Raw genomic sequence first — 15,826 nt, 5'->3', positions numbered from 1 at the left:
GACAGGATGTTCATCCAATGTTTGTCTCCGGGAGTAGAAATGAAGCCTTTCTTGCGCTGGTGTTATGTTGCGACAGCACTTATGTTGGCAGGATGCAGCAACCATGATTGGCGTAAAAATGAAGTTCTGGCGATTCCGTTGCAGCCGACGTTGCAGCAGGAAGTCATCCTGGCACGCATGGAACAAATACTTGCCAGTCGGTCATTAACCGATGATGAGAGAGCACAGCTATTATATGAGCGCGGTGTGCTGTATGATAGTCTCGGGCTAAGAGCACTGGCGCGAAATGATTTTTCACAAGCGCTGTCTATTCGTCCTGATATGCCAGAAGTTTTTAACTACCTGGGGATTTACCTAACGCAGGCAGGCAATTTCGATGCTGCCTATGAAGCGTTTGATTCTGTACTAGAGCTTGATCCAACTTACAACTACGCGCGTTTGAACCGAGGTATCGCCCTGTATTACGGTGGCCGATTCTCGTTAGCGCAGGATGATCTGCAGGCGTTTTATCGAGACGATCCAAATGATCCCTTCCGTTCGTTATGGCTTTATCTTGCGGAGCGAGAAATCAATCCAAAGAATGCCGACGTAGCGCTTCAACAGCGTTATGACAAAGCGGACAGAGGGCAATGGGGATGGAATATCGTCGAATTCTACCTGGGCAAAATCAGCGAATCTACGCTGATGGAACGCCTCAAGGCAGAAGCAACGGATAACACTTCGCTCGCTGAGCATCTCAGTGAAACTGACTTCTATTTAGGTAAACATTACCTAAGTCTGGGGGACAAGAACAGCGCCGCGGCACTGTTCAAACTGACGGTAGCTAACAACGTCCATAACTTTGTTGAGCACCGCTATGCATTGTTGGAATTGGCGCTTTTGGGCCATGAGCAAGACGACCTATCAGAATCGGACCAGCAATAGCTGACGACACCAATCAGCCTTTTAATCATGGTATTTACCATTTTTAAGCGCCTTAACGGGCGAGGGTTGCTTTGTTCGTTTTATAATCTAATTTGAGCCGGTTCACACTTTTCAATGAAAATGACTGAAAATTTTCTCGACGAGTTATGTAGACTGGCTGCCATTATTAATGAGGCACGTGTACATGACTACTGAGCTTGAAACCTCTTTTGCTGACCTGGGGCTGTCTGCTCCGATCATTTCTGCCCTTACTGATTTGGGCTACGAAAAACCTTCACCAATCCAGGCTGAGTGTATTCCTCACCTGTTAAGTGGCCGCGACGTTCTGGGTATGGCTCAGACAGGTTCCGGTAAAACAGCCGCATTCTCTTTACCGCTGCTGCACAATATTGATGCTTCACTGAAAGCACCACAAATTCTTGTTCTGGCACCTACCCGCGAACTGGCGGTTCAGGTTGCTGAAGCAATGACTGATTTCTCTAAACACATGCATGGCGTGAATGTGGTTGCCCTTTATGGCGGCCAGCGCTATGACGTCCAGTTGCGCGCACTGCGTCAGGGACCACAAGTTGTTGTGGGTACACCGGGCCGCCTGCTGGACCACCTGAAACGCGGCACCCTGAACCTCTCTAACCTGAGTGGCCTGGTGCTGGACGAAGCTGATGAAATGCTGCGTATGGGCTTCATCGAAGACGTCGAAACTATCATGGCGCAGATCCCGGCTGAACATCAGACCGCGTTGTTCTCTGCAACTATGCCAGAAGCTATCCGTCGCATTACCCGTCGCTTCATGAAAGATCCTCAGGAAGTGCGTATCCAGTCAAGCGTGACCACGCGTCCTGACATCAGCCAGAGCTACTGGTCTGTCTACGGTCTGCGCAAAAACGAAGCGCTGGTGCGTTTCCTGGAAGCAGAAGATTTTGATGCGGCGATCATCTTCGTTCGTACCAAAAACGCAACGCTGGAAGTGGCTGAAGCGCTGGAACGCAGTGGCTACAGCAGTGCTGCACTGAACGGTGACATGAATCAGGCACTGCGCGAGCAGACTCTGGAACGTCTGAAAGATGGCCGTCTGGACATTTTGATCGCAACCGACGTGGCAGCACGTGGCCTCGATGTAGAACGTATCAGCCTGGTTGTTAACTACGACATCCCGATGGACTCAGAATCTTACGTTCACCGTATCGGTCGTACCGGTCGTGCTGGCCGTGCGGGTCGCGCACTGCTGTTCGTTGAGAACCGTGAACGTCGTTTGCTGCGTAACATTGAACGCACCATGAAGCTGACCATTCCAGAAGTTGAAATCCCAACTGCAGAAGTTCTGGGCGAACGTCGTCTGGCTAAGTTTGCAGCGAAAGTTCAGCAACAACTGGAAAGCAGCGATCTGGATCAATACCGTGCGCTGCTGGCGAAACTGCAACCTGCAGAAGAGCTGGACGTTGAAACACTGGCGGCGGCACTGTTGAAAATGGCACAGGGCGAACGTCCTTTGATCGTTGCAGCGGATCCGGTCTTCAAAAGCCGTCCGCCACGTCGTGAATTCGAAGAACGTGGTGACCGCGGTGATCGTGGCGATCGTCGTGACCGTCCGGTACGTAGCAATGATCGTCCTGCACGTGATGGCGACAGCCCACGTCGTGAGCGTCGTGACGCTGGCGAAATGGAACTGTATCGCATCGAAGTGGGTCGTGACGATGGCGTTGAAGTTCGTCACATCGTTGGCGCTATCGCTAACGAAGGCGACATCAGCAGCCGTTACATCGGTAACATCAAGCTGTTCGGTACGCACTCTACTATCGAATTGCCGAAAGGTATGCCGGGCGAGATCCTGTCTCACTTCACCCGTACACGTATCCTGAATAAACCGATGAACATGCAGTTGATCGGTGATGCGGTGCCACAGGCTCCACGTCGTGATCGTCCGGCCGGTGCTGGCGGTGAGCGTCGTGGTAACGGTGCTCCGCGTCCGTTCAACGGTGAACGTCGTGAAGGTGCCCGTGGTACTGGTGCTCCACGTACTTTCAGTGGTGACCGCCGTGAAGGCGCTTCAGCCGCAGGTGACCGTCGTCCGCCAAGCCGCGCACCACGTCGTACTTCTGACGCATAATCTGATTTCAGTTCGCTGATCCTCAGATAATAAAAAACCAGCCTTCATCAGGCTGGTTTTTTTTCGTCTGCAATTTACGGGGCCGGTTAGCCAATACGCTGCGCTTTAACCAGTTCACCTTGAAGCTGTGAAACAATCTCGAATGAATGCAGGCGTGCCTGATGATCAAAAATCTGGCCGTTGATCATCAGTTCATCGGCTTCGGTTTCACGCAGAATATTTTGCAAACCCTGACGCACCGTTTCTTTGTTGCCGACTACCGACATACGCAGCGCATTATCCACGCCAAAACGTTCCTGAGCGGACCATAAGCTTTCGATGTTATCGACCGGCGCAGGCAGTTTGCCCGGCATGCCGCGACGCAAATTGATGAACTGCTGCTGATTAGAGGTGAACATCCGGCGCGCTTCTTCATCCGTATCGGCAGCAATGGCATTGATACAGACCATTGCGTGCGGTTTCTCAAGCTGCGCGGAAGGCTGGAACTTGCTGCGGTAAATCGCTAACGCCTGATACAGCATGTCTGGTGCGAAATGTGAGGCGAAGGCAAATGGCAGGCCGAGGGCCGCCGCCAGTTGAGCGCTGTACAGGCTGGAGCCGAGTAACCAGATCGGCACATGCAAACCCTGGCCGGGCACGGCCTGAACCGGCTGCTGAGGCTGAACATCACCGAAGTACATCTGCAATTCCTGCACATCCTGCGGGAAGTTATCGATTTCACCGGAAAGATGGCGGCGCAGGGCAATCATGGTGCGCTGATCGGTACCCGGCGCACGGCCCAGCCCCAGATCCACACGGTTCGGATAGAGCGTGGCGAGCGTACCGAACTGTTCTGCAATCACCAGCGGTGAGTGGTTTGGTAGCATCACGCCGCCGGAACCCACACGAATCGTTTTCGTCCCACCCGCGATATACCCCAGCAGCACAGAGGTTGCCGCACTGGCGATGCCGGTCATATTGTGGTGCTCAGCCATCCAGTAACGCTGGTAGCCCCATTTCTCGGCATGCTGTGCCAGATCCAGTGAACACTGGAATGCGCGGGCAGGATCCGCGCCTTGCGGAACCGGTGCCAGATCGAGAACGGAAAGGGGAACGGTGTTTTTATCAGACATAATCGCAGCTCACTCTTAATGGAGGTGAGGGGAGAAAGTATTCACTCCGCTCATAATTAGAACGAGTATTACCCAATGCTGACGTATTGAATACGGCATTTGTGCTCTTAAATGCCGTTTAAACATCCTAAAGTCAGATTGAAATAACTTAAACTATCATTTCAGTAAATATGTTGTTTTGTGTTAAAAACGGGCAAACAAAAAGGGTGTCGCACCGATGAGTAAACGAATTTTATTGACCCTCCTGCTGGTCGCCGTTGCGGTTTCTCTGGCGGTGCTGTTTCGGGCGCACAATCAGGATCTCTTGTTACAGGGCGAAGTTGACGCGCCGGAAGTGATTGTGGCGTCGAAAGCTAAGGGCCGCGTCATAGAACGCCATGTGGAACGCGGCGACGATGTCAAAGCCGGGCAGCTATTGATCACCCTCGACAGCCCCGAGCTGATGGCGCAGTTGCGCGCGGCCGAAGCGGCGCGCGATCAGGCAAAAGCCCAGCTTGATCTTTCCGTTAACGGCACCCGTGAAGAAAGTATCCGTAACCTGAAAGCCTCGCTGGCGCAGTCGCAGGCGGAATACATTAATGCACGTGATCTTTATAACCGTAATGCCCAAGTGGCGACCAAAGGCTTTATTTCTGCTTCTGATTTAGAAGATTCCCGCCGTGCCCGCGACAGTGCTTATCAGCAGGTATTAGTCGCCAAAGCTAATCTGGATGAAGGCGTCAACGGCGACCGCGTTGAGCAACGCGAAAGCTATGCCGCCCAGTTGCGTCAGGCGGAAGAAGATCTGCTGGAAGTGAAAGCGCAAACCGATGATTTGCAGGTTAAAGCACCGGTTGATGGTGAAGTCGGGCCAGTTCCCGTGGAAGTCGGCGAGCTGCAAAATGCCTCGAGTCCGTTACTGACGTTAGTTCGTCTGCCTGATGCGTATTTCGTGTTTAACCTGCGGGAAGATATTCTGGCGGGCGTGCGTAAAGGCGATAAAGTCCAGATGCGCGTTCCGGCGCTGAATAACCAGATGATCGAAGCTGAAGTGCGCTACATTGCACCGCTCGGCGATTATGCGACCAAACGTGCCACGCGTGCGACCGGCGACTTTGATTTAAAAACCTTTGAAGTGCGTCTGTACCCTGCGAAACCGGTGCCCGGATTACGACAGGGCATGAGCGCGTTGTGGCAATGGAAAGCTAAGTGAGACCGGTTAAAGCGCCGCGCAGTGAAAGGGTAAAAGCCGCATGGCGTTGTTTCAGTCGGGCTTTTACCCGCGAGACCCGGCACGCTTTCCGCAAGCCGGTGATTCACTGGTTGTGCTGGATTTTCCCTTTGCTGCTTTTCGGGCTCATCAGCAGCAACTTTTCGGAAGGCACTTTGCTGGATTTACCGGTTTCTGTGGTCGACAACGATCACAGCCCGCTGTCCAAAACGCTGGTCCGCAAACTGGACGCCGGTTCCCATGCGCACGTGCAGGCTTTCGGGGGGGGCTTACCGGAAGCGGAATACCGTCTGCGTACCGCGCAGGATTACGCGCTTTTGTATATTCCCAACGACTTTGAAGCCGGCGTGCTGGCTGGAAAACAGCCCAGCGCGGTGCTCTATTACAACGCTTTATTCTATGGTGCCGGACTGTACTCCACTCAGGATTTCAGCGGACTGATCACCGAACTTAACACCCGTTACCGTTCAATTATTGCGACAGAAATGGGCAAAACGCTGCCGTCGCTGGCAAGCGTCGATGTCTCTTATGGCAGCTTATTTAACGCCAGCGGCAGCTACATCTATTACCAGCAATTTGCCGCGACCATTCACCTGCTGCAATTGTTTACAGTAACCTGCATGATCTACGTGATGGCGCGCAGTCAGGCCTTACTCAGCGCGCCTTCTTTCACTCTGGCATTGCTCGGTAAACTCGCACCGTATACGTTGTGTTTCACCACTTTGCTGATGGTGGAAATCGCTATGCTGGTCGGATTCTTTGACGCACGTGTCAGCGGTAATCCCTTATACATGCTGCTGATCGGTTTTTTCTATGTGATCGCCGCACAAAGTCTTGGATTGCTGCTTTTCACCTTCACCAAAACCACGATCACGGCTTACACCATGATGGGGATTTTCGTCAGTATCGCGCTGACATTCTCGGGAATGGCGGTACCGGTACTGTCGATGCCACTGCCCGCCCGTATTATCTCCGGCATCGAACCCCTGAGTTACGCACTGGCCGCCATGTTTGACGTTTTCCTGCGCGAAGTGTCGGTGCGCGGCATCCTGATGGTGTGCTGCATCCTGCTGATCTATCCGCTGCTGACCAGTTTGCTGGTACGTAAACGCCTGTATATGCGGATGAAACAACAGGAGCCAGGACAATGACCGGTCGCGAATGGGTTAAAACCTGGTGGAAAACCTTCGGTAAAGTGCTCACCGGTTTGCTCGATAAACCGATGTGGATGATGTTGCTGCTTTCACTGTGCGTGATGAGTCTGGTGTATGCCAACCGTACGGTGTGGGATTTGCCCGTCGCGGTGATCGACCAGGATCACAGCACCGCCAGTCGCATGCTGGCCCGTCAGCTTGATGCGGGATCGAAAATTGCCACTGTCGCTTATGACAATCTGGCGGAAGCGGAACACGATCTGGCGCTGCGAAAACTGTTCGCGGTGATCATCATGCCGGTCGATCTGGAGAAGAAGATCCTCGCCGGACAAAACATCGTGATCCCGGTGTATGGCGATGCGACTAACCGGCTGGCAAACGGGCAAATCCAGCAGGATGTGCTCGCGGCGTATCAGTCGATCCTCACGCAGTACAATACGGATTTGCTGCTCAGTAACGGTTTCAGTGAGCGTCAGGCCAGCGTGGTGCTTTCCCCGATCCTCGGCCAGTCGCTTGATGTGTTTAACCCTGGCATCAGTTTTGCCGCGATTATTTTCCCCGGCTTGCTGGTGATGTTATTGCAGCACTCGCTGCTGATCGCCAGCGTGCGTGTCAGTATTGTGCTCAATAGCGGGCCTGCCGGGAAACCTTCGATCCCGGCTTTTCTGGGGGGGATTTCGGCGCTGATCCCGGTCTGGCTGTTTCTGTCGATCGTATTGTTTGTGCTGTGGCCGTGGGTATTGGGTTACCGGCAAACGGCCACCATTCCTGAAATTTTGCTGCTGACCTTCCCGTTCCTGCTGGCGGTTCTGGGCTTAGGAAAACTGGTGACGGAATGCCTGCGCAGCGTGGAGCTGATTTACCTGACGCTGGCCTTCCTGACCACGCCGGTGTTCTATATTTCCGGTACCATCTGGCCGTTGCAGGCGATGCCCGCGTGGGTTCGGGCCATTTCTTCGATGCTCCCTTCAACGTGGGCGACTAAAGCGATTGCCGGTGTGAATCAGATGGGATTGCCGTTTAAGGATGTCGGCGGTGACATTATGATGCTGCTGATCCTCTGCGTGTTTTACACATTCATCGGCATTGCCGTGGGCATGCTGCGCGATGGTGTCCGGCTGCGCGCGATGTTCCGGCCGAAGCATCCCCGCGCATAAAAAAAGGGATATGACCGTAACGTCATATCCCTTTTTAATTTTGTCTGCATGCGGTTACTGACGCAGTTCCAGCCCGGCGACGCGCTGCCAGTAGCCGTTACAGTCGGCTTTATCGGTGAGCGTCAGCGGATGCAGACCACGTTCGTTAGTACGAAACGCTTCGAGTGTGGCGAGCGAGCCGATGGTTTCCGGCGACAGACGCACAATATCCACCAGTCCCTGCATCGACGTCAGTTCATTGCCGAGGTTATAGCAATACCCGCTCTGCGTCTGAATGCCGTTGAGCACGAACACCTGCTGATTTTCCTGAGACAGCATTTTGCGGCCCTGCGGATAATTGATGCAGCAGGTTTCACACTCATCCTTCGCCCGGTTTTCTGAGCGTGCGGTAAAACAGCGCGCCGAATACGCCAGCGGCAGATGTCCGTAGGACAACACTTCCACTTCAAACTTATCGCGGATGCCCAGATCCTGACACTGGTTCAGCAGGTTCACCAGCCAGTCGCGGGAAAGCTCGACCGGCATACACCAGCGCACCATGCCCTGTTTTTGCAGGATTTTCAGCGTGACCGCGTTATAGCAGTTCAGCGCATGGCCGACGACAAACGGCAGGTTACGCTCAGCCGCCATATTCACCGCGCCGAAATCATTGGCTTCCAGCAAAAACTCGCCATTCTCCACATAACGTTTCAGTTCGTTAAGCTCGGACGGTGCCTGTAACAACGCCAGCGTGGAAATCACCACCTGTTTGCCGGTTGCTGCCAGCTGACGGGCGATCTCCAGCCAGTCGTTCACTTTCATTTCACGGCGTTTGGTACATACATTTTCGCCGAGGTAAATCACATCCGCGCTGCTGGCCGCCGCGGCCTGATAAAAATCTTCAACCTGTGCTTTCGGCCAGTAATAAAGGATGGTGCCTAAAGAATATTTCATCATCGTCTCTTCAGTTACTGCCACTTGCGGTGATAGGCACCGAGCGTCGTTTGTGTGCCCTCAGACATGGAACCCAGCGTGTTCATCCAGGCTTCATCGGTTTTGAAGTTTTGCGGATCGGCCATACAGCGGTCGATGGCCGCACGCCATACGCGCGCGACCTGGCTGACGTACGCCGGGCTGCGCTGGCGTCCTTCAATTTTCACCGAGGCAATATTCGCGGCGAACAGTTCCGGTAATAATTCCAGCGTATTCAGGCTGGTTGGTTCTTCCAGCGCATGGTATTTCGCGCCATCCACCAGATAACGACCTTTGCACAGCGTCGGATAACCGGCGTTTTCACCTTCTTCATAACGGTCGATCAGGACATCATTCAGCCGTGATTCCATGCCCTGTGCGGTCTGTTGCCAGCGCACGAACCGCGCCGGAGAACAGGCACCGACGGTATTTGGCGATTCACCGGTCAGATAAGACGAAAGATAGCAGCGGCCTTCGGCCATAATGCACAAACTGCCGAACGCGAACACTTCCAGCGGCACAACGGTAGTACGGGAAAGCTGACGCACCTGATGCATGGAAAGCACACGCGGCAATACCACTCGGGCGACATCAAAGTTGCGTTTATAAAAACGAATGGCTTCGTCATTGGTGGCCGAAGCCTGCACCGACACATGGCGCTCAACGTGGGGATATTTATTCGCCGCGTAATCCAGCATCGCCAGATCTGCCAGAATCAGCGCATCAGCGCCGAGTTGTGCCGCCATATCCACCGCGCGTTCCCAGCGCTGATAGCCGTCAGGATGTGCAAACGTATTGATGGCGATATGCAGTTTACGGCGGTGGCGGTGAACATAACTGGCGGCTTCCTGCAGCTTTTTTTCCGTAAAATTCAGGCCGGCGAAATGGCGCGCATTGGTGTCATCTTTCAGGCCGATATAAACCGCATCAGCGCCATTGTCGATTGCCGCTTTCAGCGCAGGTAAATTTCCTGCCGGGCAAAGTAGCTCCATTCTCGTTCCTTACTGCAACCGGTCAGCCAAAGCTGAAAAGTTGGGGGTGATGAAAAGCCAGTTGCCGACGTCATTCATTCATCAGTCAGGGCTTTGATTGGTGAACTATTTTAGAGAAGGCAGGGATGCAATATTTTGATTTGAGGCAGTTTCTGCGGCGTTGAAGGGCTTACCGCCGTCGGGGAGGTTGTACGTGGCGTTTTTCTGTTGCAGTATTTATTGATGTAGACCGCTGAACGTTCCCGGCAATGTGTCAAAATAGGCCGTATAACTGCCTTAAAACTTGCCGAAAAGTTACCGAAAGGAGTAGTGCCAGTGTTGCAAAAACTACGTGCACGTTTGGTCCGCCAGGGCCCATCCCTGTTGAGTGTGCCTTTGAAATTTACGCCGTTTGCGTTGCAGCGTCAGGTTGTGCAACAGGTGCTGAGCTGGCAGCTTCGTCAGGCGCTGGCTGATGGCGAACTGGATTTCCTCGAAGGTCGATGGCTGAAAATTGATGTCAGCGATCTGAATCTGAGCTGGCTGATGTCGGTGGACGAAGGCAAGCTGGTGATCGCTGAACACGGCGAGGCGGATGTCAGCTTTAGCGGAAGCGCCAACGACCTGATCCTGATCGCCGCACGCAAAGAAGACCCGGATACGCTTTTCTTCCAGCGACGTCTGCGCATTGAAGGTGACACCGAGCTCGGTCTGTATGTGAAAAATCTGATGGATTCTATCGATCTCGATACCATGCCGCTGTTGCTGAAAAACGGTCTGCTGCGTCTGGCCGATTTCGTCGAAGCGGGACTGCAGGAGGACCGCGGGTCAAAAACTCCGGTAGCTGAGCCATGTTAATCCGTACTGAAATTCCGGTCGATGCTGCGGGCATAGACCGTCTGCTGCGCGCCTCATTCCCGACCGGCGCAGAAGCTGATCTGGTGCAGGAATTGCGCGAAGATGGTCTCCTGACGCTTGGCGTGGTCGCGACCGACGATGAAGGTGGCGTGGTCGGTTATGTGGCGTTCTGTCCGGTGGATATCCAGGGCGAAGATCGCAACTGGGTCGCGCTGGCACCGCTGGTGGTAGAGCAATCTCTGCGGGGGCAGGGGCTGGGTGAAAAACTGGTATACGAAGGGTTAGATTCCCTGAATGAATTTGGTTACGCCGCCGTCGTGGTATTGGGTGATCCTGCCTATTACAACCGTTTCGGTTTTAAACCTGCCGCCGTTCACGGGCTGCATTGCCGCTGGATTGGTACCGAAGCGGCGTTCCAGTTGTTCACCTTATCAGACGATGCGCTGTCTGACGCCAGCGGGGAAGTGGTTTTCCCTTCAGCATTTAACCGTTTCTGATTTTACTCAGAGGCAGTAAAGGCCGGTTTTCCGGCCTTTTTTATTTCCCGCTTTCCGCTAATCCCAGATAATTTTCCAGGCATTCCGGCGCGTTTCTCACCAGCAGCTCTTTCTGTGCCTTACTCAGTTTTTTGACTTTTATTTCCAGCTTTGATGCCAGCGAGCGGTCACCCGCAGGGCACTGGAATGCCAGCTGTAATTCCCCTTTTCCACGCAACGATTTCGCCCCTTTACCCGACTGATGCTGGCCGAGACGCCGCTGCACGTCTGTCGTGATGCCGGTATACAACATCCCGGTGGGGGTTCTCAGCATATATAAAAACCAGTTGGCGGCGGTGGGCATAAGCTCGGGTATGGGAAAGAAAAGGTTGTGTAAGTTTACCCGAAAGGCACAACAGAGTGAGGCAAAACATCGGCATACCGCGTTAAACTGCGAGAAATGAAAATAAGGATCGGCGATGAATAACCCTGATGACCTGAAACATATCCTGAAATTTCTGAAAAAGAACCATGTGCTGGCGCTGTGTGCCTCTGCTGACGGTGAAATGTGGAGCGCTAATTGTTTTTATGTCACCGACGGGGACAGCATGACGCTGTATTTCATGACGGAACTTAAAACCCTTCATGGTTCGCTGATGTCCCGATCGCCCCACATTGTGGGGACGATTGCGCCACATCCGAAAACCATCGCACTGATTAAAGGCATTCAGTATCGCGGCAAAGCGACCGTTCTTGAGGGTGAGGAGGAAAGCCGTGCACGCAGTCTGTATTGCAAACATTTCCCCGTCGCCATCGCGATGAAAGCGCCGGTCTGGGCGCTGAAACTCAGTCATATCAAAATGACGGATAACGCGCTGGGATTTGGTAAGAAACTGCTGTGGGATCGGCAGTGAGTCTGACTGTCAGCAGTAACAGGAACTGTCTTATAGCGTGATATTCACATTCAGGTAACACTTCAATTCTCTGTGTTTGTATGCCGTTATTTAAAAGGAAGTGATATGGCAAAAGCTCTTCTGCTGGGTGGAAGCGGGCTGATCGGGCGGGAGCTTTTACGCCTGCTGCAACTGGATCCACGTGTCAGCCGTATTGTCGCGCCGAGCCGCCGTCCGCTACCACCGGGCAATAAACTGATTAATCCGCTGGGCGCGAATCTGACCTCGCTGGTTGTCGCACTCGATGAACCAATTGATTTGCTGTTCTGCTGCCTGGGGACCACGCGTAAACAAGCGGGCAGTGCACAGGCATTTCGGGCAGTCGATTACGATCTGGTGGTCGATTGCGCCAAAGCAGCACGGGAGCTGGGCGCACGTCATTGTCTGGCCGTCAGCGCCCACGGTGCGGATGCGCATTCGCGTTTCCTCTATAACCGTACCAAAGGGGAAATGGAACTGACGCTGATGCAGCAGGGCTGGCCGTTGCTCACGCTGGTCAGGCCGTCTCTGTTGGTTGGCCAGCGTCATCCGCCGCGCCTGCTCGAACAACTGAGTGCGCCGTTATTCAAAATGCTGCCAGGAAAATGGAAAGCCGTTGAGTCTGATGTCGTGGCAAAAGCCTTGCAGGAACAGGCATTTAACGCCGGTCTGGGCGGGATCACCGTGCTGGAATCCGATCAGATTGCCGCCAGCATTGAAGAACTTTAATTGGTGTGATCCGCTGAAGCGGATCCTTGTGATAAGGTATCAGGCAAAAAACGCAAATTTTCTGCCTGCCCGACCTTAAGCCCGATCCCTGTCGATCTTCACAGATATTTTTCCGCAAACACCGCCAGATCTCTGAAGTCTGGCATCCTTTCTTTCAGCGTTTCATGATCCCAGTTCCACCACTGACTTTTCTCGATCCTGGCGATCATATTGTCGTCAAAACGCATGCCAATCTTTTTCGCTGCCACACCCGCGACGATGGAGTATGGCCCGACGTCTTTGGTCACCACTGCCGACGTGCCGATTACTGCACCATTGCCGACGGTCACACCAGGCATCAGCACCGCGTTATGGCCAATCCACACATCGTTACCGACCGTGACGTGATGCTCACGCCGCCAGTCAAAGAAATCCTGATCGTCTTCACCGAGTCCGTACGCCGAACTGCGGTAAGTAAAATGGTGCTGCGCCACACGTTGATAAGTCGGATGATTGCCGGGATTGATCCGCACATAGGTGGCGATTGACACAAATTTGCCGATCGTCGCGTAGAAGATCTGATTGTTTCCGGCAGTGTAGGAGTAATCCCCGATCTGCGTTTCTTCGATGACCGCGTTATCTGCAATATGCACATATTGTCCGAGTTGCGATCCATTCAGCTCGACCTGCTGACCGATTTTAGGCTGGGCGTAATTTTGTTCCTCAGCCAGTGAAAAGGGAGAAATAATGTCTGTCATAGGATCCTTCATCGCGAAGTTACGGGATAAACGGGCACGCTGACCGGTAATGAAAGGACAGCCAGAAGATGCTGTAAAGTTTCCTGCAATGCGCCATCGTTGTTTAGCAGATGGCAGCCGGCGGGCAGCGCGCTGGCATATTCTCTGGCGCGCTGAAGACGACAGGCAATTTGCGCCGCGTCTTCGCGCCCGCGCTGCGAAAGGCGCGAGGCCAGCACATCGTCTGAGACCTGTAAACACACCGGCAGCAGGCGCTGACCATAACGCTGACGGGCTTTTTCCAGATGCGCGCGCGAGCCGTTCATGACCACATGACAGCCCAGTTGCATCCAGTGGTCTATCTCAATGCCCACGCCATACCGGCACTGATGCGCGTGCCATTCCAGCGCGAACAACCCCTGCTGGCGACGCTGAAGAAATTCGGCTTCACTCAGCGCAATATGGTTTTCCGAACCGGCGTCTGCGGGGCGCGTAATATAACGATGTGCCACGGTGACGTTGGCCGGTAAATGCTGGCGCAGGGCGTCGAGCAGACTGTCCTTTCCCGAACCCGAAGCGCCCATCAGATAGAGTAAACGACTCATTTTTTCTCCCTTGCTGAGTAAGAATCCGGCCTGCTGCCTCCCCTGCGAAGGGGGAGGAGCAGAACTCTCCTCCCCTCAGAACACCTGAATGCCCTGACGCCAGACGTTTTGCACGTAGTGATGATCGCCATGTGCCCGTGCCAGCACCAGATCAGCGCGCTTGCCTTCTGCGATTTCACCACGATCCTGCAATCCGAGCGCATTGGCCGGATTACGTGTCACCAGCTTCACCGCCTGCGGCAGGCTGAAAGCGTTATTGTCGTCAGTTGCAATGCGGAAGACCGCATCGAGCAGGCTGGCGGGATAGTAATCGGAAGAGAGAATATCCAGCAGGCCGAGCGAGGCCAGATGGTGCGCCGCGACGTTGCCGGAATGCGACCCGCCGCGCACGATATTCGGTGCGCCCATCAGCACCTGCAAACCGTTGGCGTGCGATGCACGCGCGGCTTCTTCAGTGGTCGGGAATTCGGCGATCACGCTGCCGAGTGCCAGTGATTCTTCAACATGCGCGGCAGTCGCATCGTCATGGCTGGCCAGCGAAATATTGCGCTCGCGGCAGTGTGCGGCAATCGCTTCACGGTTTGGCTGCGCCCAGCGGCGCGAGAGGGCTATTTGCTCTTCCTGATAGTCGTCCATCTGCTCGTCGTTAAGGTTGTACTTGCCCTGATAATACTCACGATACTTCTGCGGTGTGGCGAACTGGCGCTGTCCGGGCGAATGGTCCATCAGCGAAACCAGTGACAGTATTGACGTATCCATCAGCTTCTCGAACAACGGCAATGTGGTTTCATGCGGCAGTTCGCAACGCAGATGCAGCCGGTGTTCGGCGCGGTTCAGACCGGCATTCTGGCTGTTGATGATGGCGTCGATCATCTTTTGCAGATTATCCAGACGATGCCCGCCGTCGCGCACATCGCCGACAGCGACGGCGTCCAGTACCGTGGTAATGCCGCTGGCGACCATCAGCGCATCGTGGCTGCTCATGGCAGAATGGGCCGGCCAGTCAACTTTCGGGCGCGGCGTAAAAAATTTATCCAGATTGTCGGTGTGCAGCTCGATTAAACCCGGCAGCAACCAGCCTCCCTGCGCATCCAGCGCTTGCGGCAACTGACTGCTGCTGTCTGCGAAGGCGCTGATCACGCCATTTTTCATCTCAAGCGATCCTTCAACAACCTGATCGTCGAGTACCAGTCTGACGTTATTGATGATCATACGGACATCTCCGGCGCCGTTTCCGGGCTCATTTCATACAAACGATCGGCAACACGTTGGCGCACATCTTCATCGTGGAAAATCCCGACTACTGCTGCTCCGCGCGCTTTGGCCTGTTCAATCAGCGTGACCACGGCGGCGCGGTTGGTCGCATCCAGCGAGGCGGTCGGTTCATCGAGCAACAGCACCGGATAATCCACCACAAAGCCGCGGGCGATATTCACGCGCTGCTGTTCGCCGCCGGAAAACGTTGAGGGCGCAAGATGCCACAGGCGTTCCGGCACATTCAGATGGCGCAGCAATGCGCTGGCGCGGGCTTCGCTTTGCGCTTTATCCACACCCAGTTCCAGCAGCGGCTGCATCACCAGATTCAGTGCGCTGATACGTGGGATCACCCGCAGAAACTGGCTGACCCAGCCGACCGTATGGCGGCGAACGGCCAGGATCTCGCGCGCTTCGGCGCTGACCATATCAATCTGCTGACCCTGATGTTCGACCCAAATTTTGCCGCTGTCCGGCAAATAGTTGCCGTATAACGAGCGCAAAAGGGTGGATTTTCCGCTACCGGAGTGGCCGTGCAGCACCACGCATTCCCCGGCATCGACCGTCAGGCTGGCATTGCTGAACACCGGTAATCTGGCGCTGTTCTGGTTATGCAGAACGAAAGTTTTACTGAGATTTTCGACCCTGAGCTTCGTCGTCATTTTGGTCA

18 protein-coding genes are annotated in these 15,826 nt (G+C 54.2%); 10 read left to right on the top strand and 8 right to left on the bottom strand.

Going from position 1 to position 15,826, the window contains the following annotated elements; genetic code table 11:
- Positions 1-39: 39 nt before the first annotated feature.
- The 3 genes from nlpI to ABIC79_RS19175 all read left to right on the top strand — a co-directional run bounded on the left by nlpI (position 40) and on the right by ABIC79_RS19175 (position 3,031).
- A complete protein-coding gene (gene nlpI, locus ABIC79_RS19185; RefSeq protein WP_014333708.1) occupies positions 40-924 on the top strand; it encodes a lipoprotein NlpI in 885 nt (294 codons plus the stop codon).
- A 114-nt stretch (positions 925-1,038) separates the two neighbouring features.
- The gene (gene yrbN, locus ABIC79_RS19180) at positions 1,039-1,119 is read left to right on the top strand and encodes a protein YrbN (RefSeq protein ID WP_096335046.1); all 81 of its coding nucleotides are present in this window, start codon (positions 1,039-1,041) and stop codon (positions 1,117-1,119) included.
- Positions 1,109-3,031, top strand: a complete 1,923-nt coding sequence (locus ABIC79_RS19175; RefSeq protein WP_013573826.1) for a DEAD/DEAH family ATP-dependent RNA helicase — start codon at positions 1,109-1,111, stop codon at positions 3,029-3,031. Before yrbN ends, ABIC79_RS19175 begins: the two co-directional genes overlap by 11 nt.
- Positions 3,032-3,117: 86 nt before the next feature.
- Here the strand turns inward: ABIC79_RS19175 and ABIC79_RS19170 are convergent, their stop codons facing one another.
- Positions 3,118-4,143: a luciferase-like monooxygenase gene (locus tag ABIC79_RS19170; protein ID WP_013573827.1), complete on the bottom strand. Its 1,026-nt coding sequence runs from the start codon at positions 4,141-4,143 to the stop codon at positions 3,118-3,120.
- Positions 4,144-4,360: 217 nt separating this feature from the next.
- Between ABIC79_RS19170 and ABIC79_RS19165 the strand changes: the two genes are divergently transcribed.
- The 3 genes from ABIC79_RS19165 to ABIC79_RS19155 are packed head-to-tail and all read left to right on the top strand — an operon-like array spanning position 4,361 to position 7,664.
- Positions 4,361-5,335 carry an HlyD family secretion protein gene (locus tag ABIC79_RS19165; protein WP_013573828.1) on the top strand — a complete coding sequence of 325 codons (975 nt, stop codon included), beginning with the start codon at positions 4,361-4,363 and terminating at the stop codon, positions 5,333-5,335.
- Positions 5,332-6,504 carry an ABC transporter permease gene (locus ABIC79_RS19160; RefSeq protein WP_013573829.1) on the top strand — a complete coding sequence of 391 codons (1,173 nt, stop codon included), beginning with the start codon at positions 5,332-5,334 and terminating at the stop codon, positions 6,502-6,504. Before ABIC79_RS19165 ends, ABIC79_RS19160 begins: the two co-directional genes overlap by 4 nt.
- A complete protein-coding gene (locus ABIC79_RS19155) occupies positions 6,501-7,664 on the top strand; it encodes an ABC transporter permease (RefSeq protein WP_013573830.1) in 1,164 nt (387 codons plus the stop codon). Before ABIC79_RS19160 ends, ABIC79_RS19155 begins: the two co-directional genes overlap by 4 nt.
- Before the next feature lie 54 nt (positions 7,665-7,718).
- Here the strand turns inward: ABIC79_RS19155 and ABIC79_RS19150 are convergent, their stop codons facing one another.
- Entirely contained in the window at positions 7,719-8,597 is an 879-nt protein-coding gene (locus ABIC79_RS19150; RefSeq protein ID WP_354568250.1) for a U32 family peptidase, read from the bottom strand.
- A 14-nt stretch (positions 8,598-8,611) separates the two neighbouring features.
- Complete coding sequence (gene ubiU / locus ABIC79_RS19145; RefSeq protein ID WP_013573832.1) at positions 8,612-9,607, bottom strand: ubiquinone anaerobic biosynthesis protein UbiU; 996 nt, start codon at positions 9,605-9,607, stop codon at positions 8,612-8,614.
- A gap of 315 nt (positions 9,608-9,922) precedes the next feature.
- Between ubiU and ubiT the strand changes: the two genes are divergently transcribed.
- Positions 9,923-10,444 carry a ubiquinone anaerobic biosynthesis accessory factor UbiT gene (gene ubiT, locus ABIC79_RS19140; RefSeq protein WP_013573833.1) on the top strand — a complete coding sequence of 174 codons (522 nt, stop codon included), beginning with the start codon at positions 9,923-9,925 and terminating at the stop codon, positions 10,442-10,444.
- Complete coding sequence (locus ABIC79_RS19135) at positions 10,438-10,941, top strand: GNAT family N-acetyltransferase (protein WP_013573834.1); 504 nt, start codon at positions 10,438-10,440, stop codon at positions 10,939-10,941. The genes ubiT and ABIC79_RS19135 overlap by 7 nt, the downstream gene beginning before the upstream one ends.
- Before the next feature lie 40 nt (positions 10,942-10,981).
- Here the strand turns inward: ABIC79_RS19135 and ABIC79_RS19130 are convergent, their stop codons facing one another.
- Entirely contained in the window at positions 10,982-11,284 is a 303-nt protein-coding gene (locus ABIC79_RS19130) for a GIY-YIG nuclease family protein (RefSeq protein WP_013573835.1), read from the bottom strand.
- Between the two features lie 115 nt (positions 11,285-11,399).
- On the opposite strand from ABIC79_RS19130, the gene ABIC79_RS19125 reads away from it, so the two are divergent.
- A complete protein-coding gene (locus ABIC79_RS19125; RefSeq protein ID WP_013573836.1) occupies positions 11,400-11,834 on the top strand; it encodes a YhbP family protein in 435 nt (144 codons plus the stop codon).
- A gap of 105 nt (positions 11,835-11,939) precedes the next feature.
- Positions 11,940-12,581 carry a Rossmann-fold NAD(P)-binding domain-containing protein gene (locus tag ABIC79_RS19120; RefSeq protein ID WP_013573837.1) on the top strand — a complete coding sequence of 214 codons (642 nt, stop codon included), beginning with the start codon at positions 11,940-11,942 and terminating at the stop codon, positions 12,579-12,581.
- Between the two features lie 98 nt (positions 12,582-12,679).
- On the opposite strand, the gene ABIC79_RS19115 is transcribed toward ABIC79_RS19120, so the two are convergent.
- From ABIC79_RS19115 to phnL, 4 genes are all read right to left on the bottom strand, one after another.
- Positions 12,680-13,318 (bottom strand): LbetaH domain-containing protein, encoded by a 639-nt coding sequence (locus ABIC79_RS19115; RefSeq protein WP_354568181.1) that lies wholly within the window; start codon positions 13,316-13,318, stop codon positions 12,680-12,682.
- 8 nt (positions 13,319-13,326) lie between these two features.
- Positions 13,327-13,902 carry a ribose 1,5-bisphosphokinase gene (gene phnN / locus ABIC79_RS19110; protein WP_013573839.1) on the bottom strand — a complete coding sequence of 192 codons (576 nt, stop codon included), beginning with the start codon at positions 13,900-13,902 and terminating at the stop codon, positions 13,327-13,329.
- 75 nt (positions 13,903-13,977) lie between these two features.
- Positions 13,978-15,114 (bottom strand): alpha-D-ribose 1-methylphosphonate 5-triphosphate diphosphatase, encoded by a 1,137-nt coding sequence (phnM, locus tag ABIC79_RS19105; RefSeq protein WP_013573840.1) that lies wholly within the window; start codon positions 15,112-15,114, stop codon positions 13,978-13,980.
- The gene (gene phnL / locus ABIC79_RS19100) at positions 15,111-15,818 is read right to left on the bottom strand and encodes a phosphonate C-P lyase system protein PhnL (RefSeq protein ID WP_014411575.1); all 708 of its coding nucleotides are present in this window, start codon (positions 15,816-15,818) and stop codon (positions 15,111-15,113) included. Before phnL ends, phnM begins: the two co-directional genes overlap by 4 nt.
- Between the last annotated feature and the right edge of the window lie 8 nt (positions 15,819-15,826).

This window comes from Rahnella sp. 2050 (assembly GCF_040544515.1).
Classification (GTDB): Bacteria; Pseudomonadota; Gammaproteobacteria; order Enterobacterales; family Enterobacteriaceae; genus Rahnella; species Rahnella aceris.
Note: the sequence above shows the minus strand (reverse complement) of the source record. Positions and strands in the feature narration are given on the sequence as shown.